The organism is Paenibacillus chibensis (assembly GCF_004001045.1).
GTDB classification, from domain to species: Bacteria; Bacillota; Bacilli; order Paenibacillales; family Paenibacillaceae; genus Paenibacillus_AQ; species Paenibacillus_AQ chibensis.
On record NZ_BIMK01000004.1, the window covers coordinates 147529 to 168005 of the forward strand.

The following is a 20477-nucleotide window of genomic DNA, read 5'->3' on the forward strand; positions in this document are numbered from 1 at the left end:
TGCAGATGGGAAAGGGCACCCCGAAGGGTGCCCTTTTCATCATGGCTGCATGATCGGGAATTTAGAGCTGCACATAAAAACTCGTCTTGTCCTTGGGTACGCTTTTCACGTAAATCTTCCCCTTATGCTGCTCCACGATCGACTTGGCGATGGCCAGCCCCAGCCCATATCCGCCGTGCTTGCGCGAGCGCGATGAGTCGGCCCGGTAGAACCGGTCGAAGATTCTGTCGACATGCTCCGCAGCGATGCCTTCTCCCGTGTTGGTTACTTTCAGCAGCAGGTGGTTATGCTGCTTCTTCAACTCAAGATGGATAGACCCTCCTGGATTCGTATATTTGATCGCGTTATCCAGCAAAATCATGACGACCTGCTTGATCTGCTCGCTGCTGCCCGTCATCGTCTGTTCAGGCTCAATGTCATATGTGAACGAGATCTCCCGTTCGAAAATGACGGCCTCCATGGTCAGAATGACGCTTTCCACGGCTTCGCTGAGATGGAAGGGAACGAAAATCATGTGGGTCTGCGCATCATCCATTTGGGTCAGGTACAAGAGATCATTCGTGAGCGTCTTCATGCGCTCGGTTTCCGATTTGATGTGATGCAGCCATTTGGACTGCGCATAAATCGGTTCCTCGCTGTTGGCCAGAAGCACGTCGGCATTGGTGTTGATGACGGCGAGCGGCGTTTTCAGCTCATGGGAGGCGTCGGCGATGAACTGCTTCTGCTTGTCAAAAGCCTCCCTGACCGGCGCGATGGAGCGGTTGGCAAAATAACGGCTGGTCAGGTAAATGACCACCAGCATCACCAGAGCCACGATGGAAAAGGTATAGATCAGGTTGGTGATGATTTTCAGCTGGGCGGTGACGTCAAGAAAGACGATCGAATGGCCTTCCGCATTTTGCTTAACAGTGAACGCCCAACGCGTTCCATTCAGCGTGAACTGGCCGTCTTGGTCCGGCTGCAGAGCGGCTTTGTCTTTGGCGGATGCGTAGAAATCGTCATCCATGTCGAAGCGGGAGTTCTTCGACAAGAGATTCCATTCCCGATCTGTTTGCAGGGCAAAGGATACCGACAGCTCAGGCGGAGCATTCTGGCCCCCCGAGCGGGGCTTGGATGAGCTGCTTCCGCTTGGGGATATATCGGCTGCCGAAGAGGGATCTGGGGTGCCCGTTTTCGTTCCCGCGATGCCTCCAGTGCTTCCTGACACGCGGGAGGGATCATTCCCTGACAGTCCCTGTCGTCCGGGGCCGCCGTCTTTATGGTAAAACTCCGATACGCGCTGCAGATCCACCTCGATGTCGCGGCGCACATTTTGATACGTAATCGTATAGATTGCCGCGAAGGCGACGAGCATGATGATCGAAATGATGACCATGTTCATCAGCAGGAACCGATTGCGCAGCTTTTGGAACATTAAGGCATCGCCTCCAATACATATCCCACGCTCCGGATCGTATTAATCCGCACCGATGCATTCAGAAAAGTCAGCTTTTTCCGCAGAAACGAAATGTATACCTCCACGTTATTGTGCTCGACCTCCGAATCAAAGCCCCACAGCTTCTCGATCATCTGCTCTTTGGACGTTACCGCCTGCTTTCGCGTCATCAGCAGCTCCAGCAGCTCGCTTTCCTTCAAAATCAGCTTCAGCTCTTTTCCTTTACAGCTCAGCTTCAGCGTAGATGTATTCAGCTCGATATCCCCGAACTTCAAGCCGTCCTCCGGGACAACCTCGCCCTTGCGTCTCAGAGCCGCCCGAATGCGGGCGAGCAGCTCCCCTGTGGAAAAAGGCTTGGCGATATAGTCGTCCGCGCCGCAATCCAGTCCGGCAATCGTATCCGATATTTCGCCTTTGGCGGTAAGCATAATGACAGGGGTCGCGATGCCTTCGCCCCGGATCGTTTTCAGCAGCGTGATTCCGTCCATTACGGGCAGCATGATGTCGAGCAGCAGCAGATCGTAGATTCCGCTGAGGGCGTTGTCCAGGCCCGTCTGCCCGTCGTGGACGGCATCCACGGAATAATGGTTTTTTTTCAATATTTGGGTCAGTGCCTCCGCGAGATGCACCTCGTCTTCCACAATTAATATGCGCATGGACTAACTCTCCTTCATTCCTTCAGGTTACAAGCCCATTATAGGAAGCGAACCTTTAATCAACCTTAATCCCGGTCCGCGGGAATGAAGCACCGAGTTTTGTCCTGGAATGTAAACGGAATGTTATCGGAGTGTTTAAGCTTCGTTAAAGGTTGGAGCATTAAGCTACAGACATGGAAAGGCAAGAGGAATCCGTTACCCGCGAAAGGAGCGTATTGAACGATGGCGATCGAGGTATTCAACCGGTATGAAAACAAGTACCTAATGGACACAAAGGCTTTTTACAACATTTACAATGACCTGATGGCATATATGGAACCGGATGAGCACAGCAAGGATGACAAATTTTACACTATCAGCAATCTGTATTACGACACCGAGCATCACTCGCTGATCCGCACCAGTTTGGCCAAGCCCAAATACAGGGAGAAGCTGCGGATCCGGTCTTACGGTGTGCCAGGGAGCGACGCCAAGGTGTATCTGGAGCTGAAGAAAAAGGTATTCGGCCTCGTCAACAAAAGGCGAACATCGCTCAGGCTGGATGAAGCTTACGAATTTGTCCGGACCGGCGAAGCGCCTGCATACCGGAAAGGCATGAATCAGCAGGTGATCCGCGAGATCGAGTATTTCTTGAGCCGGTACGAGCTGCAGCCGATGGTGTATCTGGCGTATGACCGCATCGCGCTCTTCTGCAAGGGCAACCGGGATCTGCGGATTACCTTTGATACCAACATCCGTTCGCGGCGCTATGATCTTACCCTGGAGGCCGGCGACCATGGCGAGCAGCTGATGGAGAGGGGCCAGTGGCTGATGGAGGTCAAAGCCGAGAAGACCGTTCCCGTGTGGCTGTCCAAGATGCTGTCCGAGCATCAGATGTACCGCACGAGCTTCTCCAAGTATGGCAATGAATATAAAAAATCGATTCGAAATGTACCGATCGTTGAAAGGGAGAGAGTTCTTTTATGATAGAATCCATTTTTGCTTCGTCCGCTGCGGACACGACCTTAACGATATGGCAGGCGATTCTGACCTTGGTTGTGGCAATCGTGCTCGGCGCCATCATCAGCATCACCTACATGAAAACACAGTCGGCCTATTCCACGAGCTTTACCCTGACGATGATGGTTCTGCCTGCGATCGTGGCGATCATCATCCTGCTGATCGGCAGCAACGTGGCCAGGGCGTTCAGTTTGGCGGGCGCTTTCTCCATCATTCGTTTCCGGAGCGCGCCGGGCGATTCCAAGGATATTTCCTACGTCCTGTTTTCCATGGCGGCAGGCCTGGCGGCTGGCGTCGGCGCTTTCGGCTACGCGGTGCTGTTCACGATCATTCTCTGCGTGCTGATGTATGTCCTGAATCAGATCAGGTTCGGCGCGCGTAAAGACGCCATGAAAACGCTGAAGGTCACCATCCCCGAAAATCTGGGATACGAAGAAGCCTTTGATGAGGTGTTTCGCATGCACAACGTCGGTTACGAGCTGAGAAAAGTCAAAACTACCGAGCTTGGCAGCCTGTATGAAGTCGTGTATTCGATCAAAATGGGTCCAAGCACGGATCAGAAGGCATTGCTGGATGACATTCGGACCCGCAACGGCAATTTGGACATTACCCTGACGATGAACCCTGCGGTGCAGGAATATTAGACGAGAAGAGGTTGAATTCATGAAACCATCCTACAAAACGAAATTTGCCACGATCCTGATTCTGGCGGCCATGCTCGCCTCCGGCTGCACGACCAATGCGGCCAGCAATACGACGTCGGAAGGCAGTACGGCAGTGGAAACGGATACGGCGGCGGTAGATGCAAGCACGGCCAACGCAGAGCTGGCTGGCCTCAAAATCAAGGACCTGGTGGAGTATGACAACGATGATACCAATGCCGATTGGGCGGCAGGCGATGCGACGACGATTACGCTGAGCGGCACGAGTGCAACCGTCGCTGGAGAAGGGGCGCAGGCCAGCGGCGGCGACGTTAAGATTTCTTCAGCCGGAACGTATGTGATCAGCGGCAAGCTCACGAGCGGAAGCCTTGTGGTGGACGCGGGCAAGGACGATATCGTGCATTTGGTGCTGAACGGCGCGCAAATCGTTAGCCCGAACGGCCCCGCGATCCAGATCAAGAAAGCCGGTAAAACCGTGCTGACGCTGAACAAAGACACGACCAACACGTTGTCAGACGGCAAATCTTACGCAGATACGTCGGAAGAGGCCCCGACAGCAGCCCTGTACAGCAAGGACGATCTGACGATCAACGGCACGGGCAAGCTGACCGTGCAGGGTAATTACAAGGACGGCATTACGAGTAAGGATGATCTGAAGATTGTGAGCGGCACGCTGGACGTCAACGCGGCGGACGACGGGATTATCGGCCGTGACTTGACCGCGATCAAGGCGGGCGTCATTCATGTCAATGCCGGCGGCGACGGCTTCAAGACAACCTATGATGGCGACAAGGACAAAGGCTACCTGGTTATCGAGGGCGGCACGTTTAATATTGACGCAGGCAGCGACGGGTTCCAGGCGTCGGCTTCGCTTCTGATCGACGGGGGTACCTACGATGTGGTGACCGGCGGGGGAAGCGCGAACGCAGAGCCGCATCCGGAGGAAATGCCGATGCAGCGCCCTGATTTCGGCGGCCAGACGGGAGCGCAAGGCACGGGCAGCGGCAATGCCAGCGTGGATGCAGCAAGCGGAGCAAAGACATCTCCAACCGGCACGGATGCAGCTTCCAAAGCGAAGGAGGAGAGCGCGAAAACAGAGGCCGGCAATACGGCCGGCACCGATGCTGCACAATCGGCGAAGGAGGATGGCGAATCCAAGAGCATGAAAGGGCTCAAGGCTGAAAAGGGCATTGCGGTTTCGGACGGCATGTTCAGCATCGATTCGGCTGATGATTCCGTGCACAGCAACGGCAGCATTCTGGTTTCCGGCGGGCAGCTGGAGCTTGCCACGGGCGATGATGGCATTCATGCCGACGTATCGATCGTCATTTCCGGCGGCAAAGTGAACGTCAAGCAAAGCTATGAAGGCATTGAGGCTGCGGATATCAACATTTCAGGCGGAGAAGTGCATGTCGTTTCCAGCGATGACGGCGTGAATGCCTCGGATGGCAGCGGCAGCGAGGAAGGGCCAGGCGGCATGTTTGGCGGCGAGCGGCCGGAAGGCATGCCGGGACAAACGGCGCCTGCAGATCAGGCTCAAGCCGGCGGAAGCCAGACGCAGTCTGACAAGACGCAATCTGGCACGGCTCCATCGCAAACGAATCAGGCTCAGTCAGCTAATCAGACGCAATCCGGTGACCAAGCCCAAGGCCAGCAACCGCCGGCAGGGGGTCAGGGTCAGGGTATGCCTGGCGGACCGGGTGGAAGTACCGGCACCGCGAAGCTTACAATCAGCGGCGGATATGTGACGGTTGATGCGGCAGGCGATGGGCTTGATGCCAACGGCTCCATTGTCATGACTGGCGGGACCGTCCTGGTGAATGGCCCAACGATGAACGGAAACGGTGCTTTAGACTATGACGGCACCTTCGAGCAGTCCGGAGGTCTGCTGGTTGCCGCCGGAAGCTCGGGCATGGCACAGGCGACATCGGAATCCTCTTCGCAGCGCTCCGTGATGATGACGTTCCCGAGCACGCTGAAGGCCGGCACGCTGGTTACGCTGGCGGACACTAAAGGCACGCCGATCCTGAGCTTTGCACCGGCCAAATCCATCCAGAATATCGTGATTTCCACGCCGGATTTGAAGGCTGGCGATACCTATATCATCTATACAGGCGGAACATCCACGGGAACAAAGACGGATGGACTGTATGAAAAGGGCAAGCTTACAGGCGGTACGAAAATCGTCAGCTTTAAGCTGGGAGACACCGTCACTTACGTCAATGAGTCCGGTGTGACAACCGGCGGCAGCGGCTTCGGCGGCGGCTTTGGCGGGGGCCGCGGCCAAGGAGGCCAGGGCGGTGGCCGGGGCAAGGGGGAACCGTCCGGCACCGACGCTTCCGGTCAAAGCGGAGCAACCGACTCCAGCGGAACCAAAAGCCAAGGCGGGGCCGGCTCGGGTTCGGCTGATACCGCCAACGATGGGGCGGATGCCTCGATCTAAGCGAAGCGGGCATCAAACTCAAACCATAGCCGAACCTCATATCACCATAAAAAAACACTCCGGAATCGGAGTGTTTTTTTATTTGACAACGGACATGCCCGCCGCCTGTGTATCCGGAATCATGAATGATACGCTGGTTCCTTCCTGAGGCTTGCTGGTAATCGACAGGCCATGGCCGTACAACTGCGTCAACCGCCGGTGCGTGTTTGCAAGGCCGATGCCTTGCTTCCCTTTCATGGACGGGCTCAGCAGCTGGGCAACCTTCTCCGGACTCATCCCTATACCATTATCATTCACTTCAATCCGCGTAAAGCCGCCGGATTGGCGGGTAATCCGTACCTGCAGCGTTCCGCCTGACTCCCGGCTGAGGAGCCCGTGCTTCGCCGCATTTTCAATCAGCGGTTGAATGGAAAGCGGGGGCAGAAGCAGATGGAGATCCGATTCGACCTCCCAGCTCACGGAGAGCCGTTCTCCAAACCGTTCTTTCTCAATATACAAGTAGGCCTGGACGAGTTCCAATTCATGCGATAGATTGACCAGCTGGCCTGTATTCATATAATCAAAGCTGATCCGCAGGTAGGACGCAAGCGCCTCACCGAGATTTTGCATCCGCTTGGTATCGATATCGCCCAGTGCCATCAGCGAATTTAACGTATTGAACAGGAAGTGGGGATGAATCTGCGCCTGCAGATAGGCGGCCTCTATCCGTAAGCGTTCATTGATGGATCTCTTCGTCGTGATCAGTGCACGGATACGGTATTTGAGCTCCAATGCGTCTACCGGCTTGGTCACATAATCGTTGGCACCCGCAGCGAATCCAGTATAGGTATCGGCAATTTGGCTGCGTGCGGTCAGCAGCAAAACCGGAAGCTCGGACAGGGAATAGCGCTCCCTTATTTTTTGCGTCAACTCATAGCCGGACATGTGCGGCATCATGACATCGGCAATGATGAGATCCCAAGGCTGCGTTCCCAGCAGATCGAGCACTTCCATAGCCGAGTTTGCGGTAGTGATGTCATAGGATTCCGTGGAAAGAATGCCTGTGAGCACATTGAGGTTCACGGGGTCATCGTCTACGGCCAGGATTTTTAAACTGTCGTCATGAAGGAGCGCAGGGATTTCGATCGAAGCCGCTGATTGATGAATAGCTGCATCCGTCATCCTAATCCCGGCGGTCTGATCGATGGAATCTGTACTTAGCTGTGCGGGTGCCGGGGCTTCGAATGATGGCAAACGCCACATATCGGCTGTCAGCAGATCAAAGCTGAAGACAGAGCCTTTACCGGGCTTCGAATAGACGGTTAACGTGCCGCCATGCAAGTCCACCAGCTGCTGGCTGATGCTTAGACCGAGCCCGATGCCCCTGCCATCGTGAATTCCGTAGGAGCCCTGCTCGTAAGGAAGGAATACTTTCGCCCGTGTCTCTTCATCCATACCGACGCCGGTATCGGAGATCCGAATGACGACACGGCCGTCCCGCATCTCGGCAGACACGGAAACCGTCCCTTTCTCCGTAAATTTGAGGGCGTTATGCAATAGGTTGTACACAATTTGCACGAGCCTTTTCTCGTCGGCCATCACCGGAGGCATCCCGTCGGGAATCTCCATCGACAGCCGGACAGGCTTGCCCTCTGTCATGTATTTCAGCATGGCAATGACGCCGGGAATAACCGATTGAATCAAGAGAGGCTCCTGCTGCAGGGTAATGCGGTGTTCGCGCAGCCGGGCGGCATCAAGAAGATCCCCGAGCATGCGGGACATGCGGCGGCTGATCGTGATCAGCAGCTCCATATCCTTCACGCTGCCTGGGTCCATGCTTTGCCGCTCTCTCGTGACGACGGTCTGGGCAATATTCATGATGCCATGCAGCGGTGTTCGAAGCTCATGAGATGTATTGGCGAGAAACTGGTCCTTCAGCATGTTGGCTTCCTGCAGCTGTTTGTTGAGCTGGGTGTTCTCCTGGGCGTGACGGAAATACTTTTTGAACCAGTAGGTGGAGAAGCCGATGATCGCTACGATAATTTCAGTGGGGTAGTAGACGGTAGTAACATGTAAGCTGCCCTCCAAGCGGCTCCATATGATATTCGACGCGATGCTGACACCGGAAAGCAGCAAAAAACCGATGTCTTTGTCCGTCTGCTTTTTGAAAATCATCGTGCCGGCAACATAGATGAACCAGAAAAAAGCGATTGCATAGAAGAGAATGACAACCTGGTAATGGATCATGGTGTGCACCCACGAAACCGGCGCAAGCATCAGGAATCCGGAAAGGCCGACTAACAGAGAGATATACAGTTTCAGCCACTTGCTCTCCGGAGGGGCCGAGGCGAATTTTCTGAAAATCATCAAAATGAAGAGATTCTGCCACAGAAGGGAAAGCAGCCGGATCTTCAAGCCCCATGTATAATTGATCGGAATCCACAGCAAAAGCACGTTATCATGGCCGGCCACAACGGCGATTCCCGTCGACAGCATTAATAAGAACGTCCATAATAACGCATGCTCTTGGCGGTTGAACATGAAGAGAATGCACGCGTACAGACCGTGAAGCAGCAAAATAAGAAAGGTTGCCATCTGAAGGCCGATCGAATACCAGCGCACGAAATCGATGGAGGCCTGCGAGCCGAAGCGGATGGAGCTTAAAATCCCTCCGGCATAAGGATTATCGAAATTAGCGGCATGAACCAGCAGCTCAATTTCACTTGTGCCTGTCTGTGAATAGGTGGCTATGTAAGAGACATTTTTGGGCGAATACGCTTCTGCATCCGTTGCAAGCTTGCCCATGCTGTGCTCGGCTATCCCATTAATTTCAATCTGGGAAGAGGCATCGATCTGCTGAAACCAGAATCCCACCGGCTGGACAAGCGGATCGATCCGTAAGCGCAAACGGTAGGTGCCATACCCGTAGGACGAGCCGGAGTCCTTGTTCATTGCGCTTTTCCAGTCTGCCGGCACCCGGATAGGTTGAGCGGCTTTGTTCTGTATAGCGGAGCTTGAATCCAAGGACTCCGGGTAAAACTCCCATTCTCCGTCCAAATAAAAGGTAGGGGAAGATTCCAAATCGATGCCGCGCAGGTCCATCACCCCATCGACGGCATGAGGATGATCCTCCGTATAGAAAATATCAGACCATGCCCACCGCAGACAGAGGAGGACGACAAGAAAAAAGGCCGTCAAGGCTATGTACTTTAATGAGTTGTTATCAGTAGATCGTATCATATCAACGGATTTCGACATGTTTTCCTTCGTTCCTTCATATGAGCCGGGGCCGGCTACCCTTATTTCATAAATCATACCAACGTCGTTCGAGCCTCAGGTTTCGCTTTACGAACCGCCTAATATTGCGTAATCTTCTATAGGATAGCCTATAAGCTGACATAAATCTATCAAGTACCCCAAGGCTGAAAGGAAGTTATCGTTTGTTTGAAACGCTGCTGCTCAATTTTCTGTTTCTGCTGTTTCCGGTCGTCGCTTTTTTGATTTTCTTTGAGAACAAAACGGTTTCGTTTAATCGAAAGGTCCTTGTTTTATTATCGGCAGTGACGATGCTTTTGTGCATTTCCAAGCCGATCAAGCTGGAAGTCGGTTTCATTATTGATTTGAGGTACATTCCGTTTATTCTTGTGGCTCTGTTTGGAGGGTACAAGAATGCGTTCCCGTTATATGTCCTGTTGAATGTATACCGCTTCTATATCGGCGGGCCCGGAACGATGCAATCCTTTCTTTTCGCCACGATGTTCATGATCCTGGTGCCTTATTACAGCCGAAAATTTGTGAGTCTTACCTCCAAAGGCCGTATTCTGTGGGCAACCATGATTTCATTTTTGACGGTGGGGTTCTACCTGTTTACGTTAAGCTTTTCGAAAGTGGGATCGGATAAGCAATTCTGGTTGATCGCCCTGAGTGCGGCGACTACGTACGTCGGAGTCATGTGCATCCTGATGATTTTGATCGAGAAAATCATTGCGAACATTAAAAGCCGCGAGCGGATGGTGCAATCCGAAAGGCTGAACGTCGTCAGTGAATTGGCGGCGAGCGTATCCCATGAGATCCGAAACCCCTTGACGGTCACCAGCGGCTTCCTGCAGCTGCTCAATAAATCGAAGACCATCTCGCCGGAGGAGAAGGAATACGTGAAGTTATCATTGCAGGAGCTCAAACGAGCGGAGAAAATCGTCAGCGATTACCTCCTGTTCGCCAAGCCGCAATCGGAGAACATGGTGTATTCCGACATGAGCGCAGAGCTGGAGTACACCAAAAATATTATCATGCCCTACGCCAGTCTCCATGAAGTCAAGGTGATTTTCCATTTCAATAACAAGCTGAAAAAATACTATGATCAGAGCCAAATTCAGCAGTGCCTCATCAACTTATATAAAAACGGCATCGAAGCGATGAGGGACAAAGGCGGAGGAACGCTGACCATCGACATCTCGGAGAAAAAGCAAAACATTATGATTCGCATCCAGGATACCGGCATCGGCATGACGAAGGAGGAAATCTCACGCCTTGGAAATCCGTATTATTCCACCAAAGCGGAGGGAACCGGGCTTGGCATGCTCATGGTTTACAGTACAATCCATAAAATCAAAGGCAGCATCGAGGTCGAGAGTGAGAAAGGGAAGGGAACGACGTTCCTCATCACGATTCCGACGTGAGAGCCTTGCCCAAATCCATCGAATTGAACATAAAAAAGCCGGCTCCTGAACAGGGGACGGCTTTTCGGGTTAGGCGCATACGTGTTCCAAAAAAGGATTTATCGGGATTCTACCGCAGGAAGGCTGAGGCCGTCGTTATACGTTGGCAGTGGGGAGGACTTGGACTCGCGGGGTCTAATCGTACGGTGAGCCACATTCGTGGGGCGGCATTGGTGAATAATGTCGCGCCAGCTGAAATCTCCGCGCTCCAGCGCACGGACAAGCAGTTCGGCCGTGGCCATGTTCGTTGCTACGGGAATGCCATAGACATCGCATAGACGGAGCAGAGCTGTAATATCCGGCTCGTGGGGCTGCGAGACCAACGGGTCACGGAAGAAAATAAGCAAATCCAGTTCATTCTGAGCTACCAGGGAACCGATTTGTTGATCGCCGCCCAGTGGACCTGACATGAACCTCACAATATCCAAGGTGGTATTTTCCATGATGCATTTACCCGTAGTTCCTGTCGCAAACAAGGAATGACCTTCGAATAAAGACTGATAAGCCACGACAAACTGTACCATTTCTGCTTTCTTGCGATCATGAGCTACAAAAGCTACTTTCATAAGTTACCACCTTCCCACTCCAAATGAATGTTATTTTATTTAACATATTACTACTCTTTTTCAAACTAAACAATGATTTTTCAATTATTTTCACGAAAAATTATAATTTATTGTTAATATAGTTAACATAAATATAACATCAGGTTGATATTCATCAGAATGAATTCGGCGAACGGTCCTTTTCCACCTTGTTTTTCATTACGCCAGTCCGAACCGCGAATTAGCTGCGGCACAATCCCGGCGTGCAAGAAAGCTTGTCTCGAGTACCTTATCCCTTATTTCTTATTCGCGCTCGTCAAATTGGGTTGACATACAATATTTGTAAAACGTATACTTGAATCCAATTACAGGATGAAACGCAAGGAACGGGAGCAATAAGGCATGGCTAAGGTCAAGAGAGCTGTCGGCAGGTGTGAGACAGTCCATGGCAGCCCCAACTCGCCCGCGAGCGTTAGGATCGAACATGTGTAGATCCTAACGGCTGACCCCCGTGAGCAGGTTCTGAGATTCGTTTCCTTTGCAGCTGAAGGCAGCGAACAAGAAGAGTGGTACCGCGAAGGTTCAACCTGTCGCCTCTTTGGAGGCGGCAGGTTTTTTCTTTTTCCTCGCAACTTCATTTTGTAATGCAAACGACAATGGGAAGGTGTGACGACAGATGGAAAACGTGATTGAGTATTACTCCCGATTCGATGAATGGGGGAGATTGGACCGGGAACCGCTTGAATTCATAATCAACCTGCATTCTATCCGGAAGCATTTGAATGCGGTGAGTAACGTGCTCGACAATGGCGCAGGACCGGGCAAGTATGCGCTGGAGCTGGCGAAGCTTGGACATCGCGTAACGCTGTCCGACCTGACCCCAAGGTTGGTTGAAGTGGCAAGGGAGAAGGCGGAGGAGCTGGGGCTTGCCGAACGGTTCGGCGGCTTCCATGTTCGTAATGCGGTTTGCTTGGAAGGACTGGCCGACCAGGCTTACGATGCAGCCTTGATGATGGGGCCGATGTATCATCTGCAGCGGGAGGAAGAACGGACATCCGCGGTCAAGGAGCTGCATCGCGTGACGAAGCCGGGGGGACTTGTGTTTGTTGCCTTTCAAAGCCGGATGAGGATGACGATTACGTCCCTGCAGTACCCGCAATTTTGGAAGCCGAACGACAATATGGAGACCATCCAGGAATTTTATGAAGCAGGATGCTTCAATCATCAGGATCCGGGCCGGTTTACCGGAGCGTATTATTTTAATGTTGCGGATATTCAGCCGTTCATGGAGAAGCATGGGTTCGAAGGGGTGGATTTGATCGCCTCCTCCAGTATCGGGGCGCTCCTGACCCAGGAACAAAAGCAATACTGGATCGACCGCGGCGAATATGACCGCATGACCGATTTTCTGATTTCCATCGCGAATGATCCGTCCATTCTGGGGGTATCCTCGCACTTGCTGTATATCGGCAGGCGGAAATAAGCGTTCTTTTGTAAAAGAGTCCCTTCATGTCGTGCTTTCGCTTCATGTTATACTATCCGAATGGGTAAATTATACTTGGATGCAAGGTGCAGGCAAGAGAGGGTGAGAGGCATCATGTCAAACCGAAAATGGTCGCTTGGACTTGTCTTCCTCGTTCTGATTTTCGGATACGTCTTAATTCGTTTTTTCGCGGCGTCCACCCGGGTGGATGATCTGGTACAGCGGATCGGGCGCGGGCAGGGCGTATCGGCGCCAGCCAAGCATGTGGTCTTGATTGCGCAGGAGCTCGATAATCCATTCTGGCGGGAGATGGAGCAGGGCGCCGTCGAAGCGGCTGCCAAGCAGGGAATGAAGATCGATTATATGGGACCGATCCGAATCGATGCCGCGGAGCAGACGAAGCTGTTGGAGAAAGCGATTGCCGCACAGCCGGACGCGATTTTGGTGCAGGGAATCCATGATGCAAAATACGATCAATGGATCGATAAAGCGGTGGAACGGGGAATTCCCGTCCTGACCGTCGATGCCGACGAGGCAGACAGCCGGCGGCTGGCCTATGTCGGAACGGATAATCTCGAAGCGGGCAAGCAGCTCGGACGGTTCGTGGTCAAAGATGCGGCGGAGGGCGCCGTGATCGGTGTCATCATCGGCAGTGAGCTGGCGGATAACCAGCGGCTCCGACTGGAGGGCTTTCGCTCGGTCATATCGACGGCTCCGAACTTTCAGATCATCGATGTCCGTTCATCGAATATATCTCGCGTCGGCGCGGCGAAGCAGGCTGAGGCCATGCTGAAGGAGCATGCCGGAATGAATGTCATCGTTGGTTTCAGCGCGCTCGATGCACCGGGCATCGTTGAGGGCATGCAGGCCGCTGGACGGAAAAACGTGCGCGTATATGGATTCGACGATCTGGAAGCGACGCGAAAAGGTATTGCCGAGGGCCGTATCCGCGCAACAGTCGTGCAGCGACCGGCGGAGATCGGGTCGGAAGCGGTAGCGCAGCTGAGCCGGCTGTTTAAAGGCGAGAAGCTGCCCCAGCAGCTGTATATCCCAACCGCCATATGGGATGCCGAAGCGCTGAAGTCGGGGGGCGAAGGCTGATGAATACGCGCCGCATGCTCTTTATCGTGATTCCGCTGCTGTTCATTCTAAACAATGCGGTATCGTTTTTTGTTTTCCAGAGCGGGCGCACCGTGCAGCAAAGCTACAATACGATGCTGGACCGCGTGCTGCTCTACAAGCAGATCGACGAGAAGACGAGGGAAAACTTGCGGGCCATCAACGTTCATATCATGGACCGGAGCCAGCAAAGCCTGAAGACGCTTCAAAGCGAGGCATCCGAGCTGAAAGGGCTGCAGGCAAGCTTCGCCGGGGAGCGGGCGGTGGCTTCGGCCGAACTGACGGCGAGAAGCTACCGGCACATGCTGGATGCATTTATCGTGCAGGAGCAGCACGTGATCGACGCCCTCGGCAGCCGTACGCCGCTCGCTTATGCCGCTGCATATGCGGAGGCGGAAAGCACGGCGGCATTCATCCAGGAGGAAGCCTACCAGCTGATCGACCAGGAGCTAAGCTATTATCAGCCGATATACCGCAGCATTCTCGTGCAGACGGAAGTGATGAACCACTGGGGGGTTGCCGTATTCGTGCTCAATACGCTCATCAGCGTGCTGTTCGCTTATTGGATCTCTTTGCGCATTAACCGGCCGATCCAACAGCTGGTACGGACGGCCGAACAAATCTCCGGGGGCAATCTGCAGGTTGCCCCTCCGCGGATGGCGGCCCACGACGAGTTTCGGACCTTGTCCGAGGCTTTCGTTCAAATGCAGGAACATTTAAAGCTGCTGATCCGGAAGGAGAAGGAGGGGCTGGAGAAGGACCGGCTCGTGAAGGAGCTGGAGCTGGCCGTGCTCCAGAACCAGATCAACCCCCATTTCCTGTTCAATTCGCTGAATGTGCTCTCCAAGCTGGCGCTGCTCGAAGGGGCAGAGAAAACCAGTGATCTGACCGTCTCGATGTCCAATTTGCTCCGCTACAACCTGCGCCGGCTTGACCGGCCGGTTCCGCTTCGGGACGAGGTGGAACATGCCAGGGAGTACTTCACGATCCAGCAGGCGCGTTTCCGGGAACGGATCCGCTTTGAAACGGACATCGACGAGGAAGGGCTGGACGTGCTCGTGCCGGTGCTGACCTTGCAGCCTATTCTGGAGAACGTGTTCGTGCATGCGATCGAAGGGATGGAGGAAGGGGCGATTATCCGGCTGTCTGTGCGGAGAACGCCGGATGAAGTGCAGGTTTCCGTGTCGGATAACGGCCTCGGGATGAGCGAGGACATCCGGGAGGCGCTGCTGCATTATAACGAGGAAAGCCCGCGGCCGGATCAAGGCGAGGGTCATTCCACGGGACTCGGCACGCGCAACGTGTTTAAACGGCTGGAGCTGTTTTACGACCGGCAGGACATGGTCAGCATCGAAAGCAGCCCGGGGCGGGGGACAACGGTCCTTATACGCATTCCGGCGCCCGGGAAGGAGGATGTACATGTACCGTTTACTGATCGCAGATGACGAAGCGCTGGAACGCGAGGGCATCGAATGGATCGTCAACCGGACGATGCCGGATACGTTCGAGATCATTCACGCGGAGAACGGGCGGATCGCCATCGAGAAAGCGGCGGAATTCCATCCGCATATCGTCATGATGGACGTGCGGATGCCGGGCATTCAGGGCTTGGACGCCCTGAAAGAAATCAAGGAACACAATCCCGGCGTCAAAATGATCCTGATCACCGCATACGAATATTTCGAATACGCCAAGCAGGCCCTTTCCCTCGGCGTGCAGGAATATGTGGTCAAGCCGGCCAAGCGGGAGCAGATTACAGCCCTGCTGGAGCGGCTCCTGCGGGAAATCAAACGGGAGCGGGAGGAGCGGAACGAGCAGCTCGCGATGCGGGACCAATACTTGCAGCTGCTGCCGCTGGCGGAAACGGAGATTGCCCTGCATCTGATGTCGGATCAGGTGAACGAGACGGAAGCCGAATCCCTGGCAGACATCCTGGGGTTATCGATCCGCAAGGGCTGTGCGATCGTGCTCGCCTTCCCCGAGATGGGCGATGAGAAAAAGCGGGTCTTTGATACGGTGAAAGCTCAGGCACGGCAGTCAATTAAACACGGCTGCGGTGCGGTGGTCAGCTCGATGGTCCACAGCCACATGGCCGTGTTTCTGCTGGGACAGCCGCAAGCGAGCTTTGGCCTGCTTGGCGAAGCCGCCGCACAGCTCGGGGCGACGATCGCCGAGTCGCTGTCCGCGCAGTGCGGGATCGTGATCTCCGTAGGCATCGGCACCGTGAATTCCGAGGTGGCGGGCATTCGGCGCTCGTATTACGAAGCGGTTTTCGCCTCCAAATTCGATGGCCGCTGGGGTAGCTTGTACCGCTTCGAGGATTTGAACATCGCGGGCCGCGACCTTGCAGGCGAAGGCTCCGCCGCATCCGGAGCAGTCGAGGGTGCCGGTGAGGAAAGCACCTACGTGGAGCTGGCGATCCGGCAAATCCGCGAGGAGCGGGAGCAGAGCACATCGAACATGATGGACCGGGCGGCGGCGTATATCCGCGAGCGTTTCCGCGAAGACGTTTCGCTGGAGGACGCGGCGGAGTATGTCCATCTGAATCCGTACTATTTCAGCAAGGTGTTCAAGCAGCAGACCGGCGAAAGCTTCATCGATTACGTTACGAGGCTGCGCATCGATCAGGCCAAGGAATTGATGAAGGACGAGGCGCTTAGCTTGAAGGAGGTCTGCTACGCGGTCGGATACAAGGACCCGAATTACTTCAGCCGGGTGTTCAAAAAGGTCACGGGAGCGACACCTACCGAGTATCGCTTGCAGATGCCATAGTTATCCGGAGCGAAGTCCATGCCGTCAGGCATGGACTTTATTGTCATAGGGGGCTAAATTGTGCTAGTCCGCAGGCCGGGAGCGGCCGGGCGGTTGACGGAGGCAATTTTATGCTGCCATAACGCAAATTAGTGAAGGGATTGCCCCGCAAGAAGCCGCCGGGGCCATGCTACAATATGTTCAGATTCGGAGGATTCGGGACATGCCGCATCCTCGGACTGCCAATACTAGCTTAGAAGGAGCATCCTATGATGAGCTCAAACATACAAGAATTAAACGGCCAGCAGCAGATCAGCATGAAGTTCGTTACGCTGGTTTCGATCGTGGCCGCGCTCGGCGGCCTGTTGTTCGGCTTCGATACCGCCGTGGTGTCGGGTGCCGTCGGATTCATGAAGGACCGCTTTAATTTAAGCGAATTCGAGGTCGGCTGGGCGGTGTCCAGCCTGATTATCGGCTGCATCGTCGGCGCGCTGAGCACCGGCATGCTGAGCGACAAGTTCGGCCGCAAAAAAATCCTCATCACGGCCGCGATCCTCTTCATTCTCGGATCGCTCGGTTCGGCGATTCCCGATACATTCAGCGGCTTCATCATCGCCCGGATGATCGGCGGCATCGGCATCGGCATCACGTCGACGCTTTGCCCGCTCTATAATGCGGAGATCGCTCCCGCCAAATATCGGGGACGCTTGGTTGCGCTGAACCAGCTCGCCACCGTCACCGGCATTTTTCTCGTATATTTCGTCAACCTGTGGATTTCGGGGCTTGGCGACGATGCTTGGGATATTTCCACCGCTTGGCGCTGGATGTTCGCCGCAGGCATTCTGCCGGGGGTCGTTTTTCTGGTGCTTCTGTTCCTGGTGCCGGAGAGCCCGCGGTGGCTTATCAAGCAGGGCCGCGCAGCCGAATCGCTGCCGATCTTGCTGAAGATCCACGGCGAGGAGCTGGCGAAACAGGAAGTGCTGGACATCAAAGAATCGTTCAAGCAGGAGAAGGGAACGCTCCGCCAATTGTTCAAGCCGGGTCTCCGGATGGCGATGGTTGTCGGCGTCGGCTTGGCGATCCTGCAGCAGGTGACGGGAATCAATGCCGTCATGTATTATGCGCCTGAAATCTTCAAAGAAACCGGAGCGGGCACGAACGCGGCGCTGATTCAGACGATTCTGGTCGGCCTGATCAACTTCCTGTTCACAATTTTGGCTATTTGGCTGATCGACAAAGTGGGCCGTAAGGCGCTTCTGCTGACCGGCTCGGCTGCGATGACAATATGTCTGGCCGTGATCGGCATCGCCTTCCAAACGGGCCATACGTCTGGACCGCTCGTGCTCATCTTTATCCTGATTTACGTCGCCGCCTTTGCCGTTTCGCTCGGACCGGTCGTCTGGGTCATCATTTCCGAGATCTTCCCGAACCGCGTCCGCGGCATCGCAACCTCGATCGCCTCCATGGCGCTGTGGGCTGCCGACTATGTCGTGTCCCAAGCTTTTCCGCCGATGCTGGCGTCTGCCGGCCCGGCCGTGACGTTCGGACTTTTCGGCATCATGTCGCTCGTCACCGTCCTGTTTACATGGCGGGTCATTCCGGAAACCAAAGGCAAATCGCTGGAGGATATGGAAGCGTTGTGGACGGCGAATAAAGCATAATGATTCCAAGAAGCCGGTAAGCGTAGTGGGAAAGCCTCCTGGCTGTGACCTGCCGGTTGGGTATAGATAAAGCATTAAAGCCAAAAAAAGCACCCGAATGGGTGCTTTTTGCTTGTCCGTTTATGGAAGGATATTGCCTGCCGAACGGTAGATATCGTACCATTCTTCCCGCGTGAGGCGGATGTCGGCTGCTTTGCAGCAATCCTTCAGGCGTTCGATGTTCATGGTGCCGATAACCGGCTGCATGTTCGCCGGATGGCGGAGCAGCCAGGCGATGGCGATCGTGGTGTTGCTGACGCCGTATTTCGCTGCGACCTCATCGATCTTTTGGTTCAGCTCAGGGAATTTATCGTTACCGAGGAACACGCCCTCGAAAAATCCATATTGGAACGGGGACCAAGGCTGAATGGTGATGTCATGCAGTCTGCAGAAGTCGAGTATGCTGCCGTCGCGGTTCGCGGCCGCATCGTTCTCCATGTTCACGTTGAAGCCCTGCGAGATCATGGTTGTGTTCGTGATGCTGAGCTGCAGCTGATTGGCGACAAGCGGCTGCTTCACATGCTTTTTCAGCAGCTGGATCTGCATTGGATTTTGGTTGGAGACGCCAAAATGACGCACTTTGCCGGAGCTTTCCAGCTGATCGAACGCCTCAGCCACTTCTTCGGGCTCGACGAGCGTATCCGGACGATGCAGCAGCAGGACGTCGAGATAATCGGTCTGCAGCCGTTTCAGGATGCCGTCCACGGAATTCAGGATATGCTCCTTGGAGAAATCGAACATACCTGGACGAATGCCGCATTTGGACTGGATCATCATCTTCTCGCGGACGCTTGGGTTCATATGAATGGCTTCCGCGAAGCGTTCCTCGGATTTGCCTCCCCCGTAAATATCCGCATGGTCGAAGAAATTGGCTCCTATTTCAAGCGAAGTCTGGATGAAGCGTTCCGTCTGCTGCAGATCCAAAGACTCGATGCGCATGCAGCCTACTGCAACAACAGGAACCTCGAGCGTGCTGGTGCCCAGCTTGATCGTTCTCATGCCTATGTACCTCCGATTTTATAAGTAGTCTGTTATGGCGGCAATTATCGCGCTGCCTATGTCTATTGTTGCACAGGCTGTGGCCTGTTTCAATACGGCGGAGCCAGAAATTGAAACGTTTTCGGGGAAATTCCTGCGTTCCTTAGGTTTCCTCCAGCTGCGAGCCGCCAGTTCATGGAGTACGCGCCGCCAAAGCGACATTCGGTAAAAGCAAAGACCGTTCCTCAAAAGGAACGGTCTTTGGCTATGGCAAAACCGTCGGCGCCATGAAGGCGAACATAGGGAAATTCCTCAGCAAGCCGAACGCCAGCGACATGACCAGCATGAATGCCATCAAGATCTGGCTGAAGCGCCGCATGCCTTTCTTGTGGGTAACGGCATAGACCACGTACATGGGCGCCAGTACAAATACCAGCGGATTATACCGGAAAGCCTGAACCCAGTCCAGGTGCAGCAAGGATAGAATAGCCCGCGTGATTCCGCATCCCGGACAGTACCATCCCGTTACGGCATGAAAAGGGCAAGGAACGGTGATGCCGGTCAGCGGAACCCATGCCTTGAAATAGATTAAGCCTGCGGCAGCCAGGATGGCTCCCTTGAACAGCGGGGAGCGCTTCTTTGGTTCCGGGTGCTTATACGAGATTGTTGACATCGTTTTGAACCATGGCATACGTGACGATGCTTAGACCGAACAAATTGAGGATGACGTACAGAATAGCGTTGTCAGTAGCGCGTAAACCGCGCCGGCTTTGGGCAAATGCTACATGCTGGCCGATCTGGTAAGCCCAGATGAATCCCCAAATGCCGCAAGTAATCAAGGTCAAAAGGAAATGCTTGAGACCCGTAAAGTCTGGATCCCCGCTCAATTGGCCGACTTCATCGGTCAATACGATAAACCAGTAGATTCCGTATAGTCCGCAGGTGATGAGCGTTAAAATGATAGCTAATACAATGTTTCTCTGAGTCATGAATGGGGCACCGTCCGATT

15 protein-coding genes and 1 pseudogene are annotated in these 20477 nt (G+C 54.2%); 9 read left to right on the plus strand and 7 right to left on the minus strand.

Annotation, left to right across the window (positions count from 1 at the left end; all coding sequences use genetic code 11):
• Nucleotides 1-61: 61 nt before the first annotated feature.
• Together PCH05_RS04530 and PCH05_RS04535 are read right to left on the minus strand one after the other, a co-directional pair.
• Nucleotides 62-1414: a sensor histidine kinase gene (locus tag PCH05_RS04530; protein ID WP_127601111.1), complete on the minus strand. Its 1353-nt coding sequence runs from the start codon at nucleotides 1412-1414 to the stop codon at nucleotides 62-64.
• A complete protein-coding gene (locus tag PCH05_RS04535; RefSeq protein ID WP_127601113.1) occupies nucleotides 1414-2091 on the minus strand; it encodes a response regulator transcription factor in 678 nt (225 codons plus the stop codon). Before PCH05_RS04535 ends, PCH05_RS04530 begins: the two co-directional genes overlap by 1 nt.
• Nucleotides 2092-2313: 222 nt before the next feature.
• Here PCH05_RS04535 and PCH05_RS04540 point away from each other — a divergent pair, with 222 nt between their 5' ends.
• The 3 genes from PCH05_RS04540 to PCH05_RS04550 are packed head-to-tail and all read left to right on the plus strand — an operon-like array spanning nucleotide 2314 to nucleotide 6195.
• Nucleotides 2314-3057 carry a polyphosphate polymerase domain-containing protein gene (locus PCH05_RS04540; protein ID WP_127601115.1) on the plus strand — a complete coding sequence of 248 codons (744 nt, stop codon included), beginning with the start codon at nucleotides 2314-2316 and terminating at the stop codon, nucleotides 3055-3057.
• On the plus strand, nucleotides 3054-3734 hold the full coding sequence (locus PCH05_RS04545; RefSeq protein ID WP_127601117.1) for a DUF4956 domain-containing protein: 681 nt from the start codon (nucleotides 3054-3056) through the stop codon (nucleotides 3732-3734). Before PCH05_RS04540 ends, PCH05_RS04545 begins: the two co-directional genes overlap by 4 nt.
• Before the next feature lie 19 nt (nucleotides 3735-3753).
• A complete protein-coding gene (locus PCH05_RS04550; RefSeq protein ID WP_127601119.1) occupies nucleotides 3754-6195 on the plus strand; it encodes a carbohydrate-binding domain-containing protein in 2442 nt (813 codons plus the stop codon).
• Nucleotides 6196-6273: 78 nt separating this feature from the next.
• Here the strand turns inward: PCH05_RS04550 and PCH05_RS04555 are convergent, their stop codons facing one another.
• The gene (locus PCH05_RS04555; RefSeq protein WP_127601121.1) at nucleotides 6274-9432 is read right to left on the minus strand and encodes a hybrid sensor histidine kinase/response regulator; all 3159 of its coding nucleotides are present in this window, start codon (nucleotides 9430-9432) and stop codon (nucleotides 6274-6276) included.
• A gap of 182 nt (nucleotides 9433-9614) precedes the next feature.
• Here PCH05_RS04555 and PCH05_RS04560 point away from each other — a divergent pair, with 182 nt between their 5' ends.
• Complete coding sequence (locus PCH05_RS04560; protein WP_127601123.1) at nucleotides 9615-10853, plus strand: ATP-binding protein; 1239 nt, start codon at nucleotides 9615-9617, stop codon at nucleotides 10851-10853.
• Nucleotides 10854-11053: 200 nt separating this feature from the next.
• On the opposite strand, the pseudogene mgsA reads toward PCH05_RS04560, so the two are convergent.
• A pseudogene (gene mgsA, locus PCH05_RS04565) lies at nucleotides 11054-11458 on the minus strand (methylglyoxal synthase); the annotation flags it as partial.
• A gap of 655 nt (nucleotides 11459-12113) precedes the next feature.
• On the opposite strand from mgsA, the gene PCH05_RS04570 reads away from it, so the two are divergent.
• From PCH05_RS04570 to PCH05_RS04590, 5 genes are all read left to right on the plus strand, one after another.
• Nucleotides 12114-12920 carry a class I SAM-dependent methyltransferase gene (locus PCH05_RS04570; protein ID WP_127601127.1) on the plus strand — a complete coding sequence of 269 codons (807 nt, stop codon included), beginning with the start codon at nucleotides 12114-12116 and terminating at the stop codon, nucleotides 12918-12920.
• Nucleotides 12921-13034: 114 nt separating this feature from the next.
• Nucleotides 13035-14021 (plus strand): substrate-binding domain-containing protein, encoded by a 987-nt coding sequence (locus PCH05_RS04575; protein ID WP_127601129.1) that lies wholly within the window; start codon nucleotides 13035-13037, stop codon nucleotides 14019-14021.
• Complete coding sequence (locus PCH05_RS04580; RefSeq protein WP_127601131.1) at nucleotides 14021-15484, plus strand: sensor histidine kinase; 1464 nt, start codon at nucleotides 14021-14023, stop codon at nucleotides 15482-15484. Before PCH05_RS04575 ends, PCH05_RS04580 begins: the two co-directional genes overlap by 1 nt.
• Nucleotides 15459-16811, plus strand: a complete 1353-nt coding sequence (locus PCH05_RS04585; protein ID WP_174806229.1) for a response regulator — start codon at nucleotides 15459-15461, stop codon at nucleotides 16809-16811. The genes PCH05_RS04580 and PCH05_RS04585 overlap by 26 nt, the downstream gene beginning before the upstream one ends.
• Before the next feature lie 251 nt (nucleotides 16812-17062).
• On the plus strand, nucleotides 17063-18451 hold the full coding sequence (locus tag PCH05_RS04590; RefSeq protein ID WP_127601135.1) for a sugar porter family MFS transporter: 1389 nt from the start codon (nucleotides 17063-17065) through the stop codon (nucleotides 18449-18451).
• Nucleotides 18452-18571: 120 nt separating this feature from the next.
• On the opposite strand, the gene PCH05_RS04595 is transcribed toward PCH05_RS04590, so the two are convergent.
• The 3 genes from PCH05_RS04595 to PCH05_RS04605 all read right to left on the minus strand — a co-directional run bounded on the left by PCH05_RS04595 (nucleotide 18572) and on the right by PCH05_RS04605 (nucleotide 20457).
• The gene (locus PCH05_RS04595) at nucleotides 18572-19489 is read right to left on the minus strand and encodes an aldo/keto reductase (protein ID WP_127601137.1); all 918 of its coding nucleotides are present in this window, start codon (nucleotides 19487-19489) and stop codon (nucleotides 18572-18574) included.
• Nucleotides 19490-19733: 244 nt separating this feature from the next.
• Nucleotides 19734-20141 carry a DUF2752 domain-containing protein gene (locus PCH05_RS04600; protein ID WP_127601139.1) on the minus strand — a complete coding sequence of 136 codons (408 nt, stop codon included), beginning with the start codon at nucleotides 20139-20141 and terminating at the stop codon, nucleotides 19734-19736.
• Entirely contained in the window at nucleotides 20122-20457 is a 336-nt protein-coding gene (locus PCH05_RS04605) for a DUF4234 domain-containing protein (RefSeq protein ID WP_127601141.1), read from the minus strand. Before PCH05_RS04605 ends, PCH05_RS04600 begins: the two co-directional genes overlap by 20 nt.
• Nucleotides 20458-20477: the final 20 nt, after the last annotated feature.

Bases quoted from the DNA above. Each gene is read 5' to 3' on its own strand.
- PCH05_RS04530 (WP_127601111.1), bottom strand. From the start codon at position 1,414: ATGTTCCAAAAGCTGCGCAATCGGTTCCTGCTGATGAACATGGTCATC.
- PCH05_RS04535 (WP_127601113.1), bottom strand. From the start codon at position 2,091: ATGCGCATATTAATTGTGGAAGACGAGGTGCATCTCGCGGAGGCACTG.
- PCH05_RS04540 (WP_127601115.1), top strand. From the start codon at position 2,314: ATGGCGATCGAGGTATTCAACCGGTATGAAAACAAGTACCTAATGGAC.
- PCH05_RS04545 (WP_127601117.1), top strand. From the start codon at position 3,054: ATGATAGAATCCATTTTTGCTTCGTCCGCTGCGGACACGACCTTAACG.
- PCH05_RS04550 (WP_127601119.1), top strand. From the start codon at position 3,754: ATGAAACCATCCTACAAAACGAAATTTGCCACGATCCTGATTCTGGCG.
- PCH05_RS04555 (WP_127601121.1), bottom strand. From the start codon at position 9,432: ATGTCGAAATCCGTTGATATGATACGATCTACTGATAACAACTCATTA.
- PCH05_RS04570 (WP_127601127.1), top strand. From the start codon at position 12,114: ATGGAAAACGTGATTGAGTATTACTCCCGATTCGATGAATGGGGGAGA.
- PCH05_RS04575 (WP_127601129.1), top strand. From the start codon at position 13,035: ATGTCAAACCGAAAATGGTCGCTTGGACTTGTCTTCCTCGTTCTGATT.
- PCH05_RS04580 (WP_127601131.1), top strand. From the start codon at position 14,021: ATGAATACGCGCCGCATGCTCTTTATCGTGATTCCGCTGCTGTTCATT.
- PCH05_RS04585 (WP_174806229.1), top strand. From the start codon at position 15,459: ATGTACCGTTTACTGATCGCAGATGACGAAGCGCTGGAACGCGAGGGC.
- PCH05_RS04590 (WP_127601135.1), top strand. From the start codon at position 17,063: ATGAGCTCAAACATACAAGAATTAAACGGCCAGCAGCAGATCAGCATG.
- PCH05_RS04595 (WP_127601137.1), bottom strand. From the start codon at position 19,489: ATGAGAACGATCAAGCTGGGCACCAGCACGCTCGAGGTTCCTGTTGTT.
- PCH05_RS04600 (WP_127601139.1), bottom strand. From the start codon at position 20,141: ATGTCAACAATCTCGTATAAGCACCCGGAACCAAAGAAGCGCTCCCCG.
- PCH05_RS04605 (WP_127601141.1), bottom strand. From the start codon at position 20,457: ATGACTCAGAGAAACATTGTATTAGCTATCATTTTAACGCTCATCACC.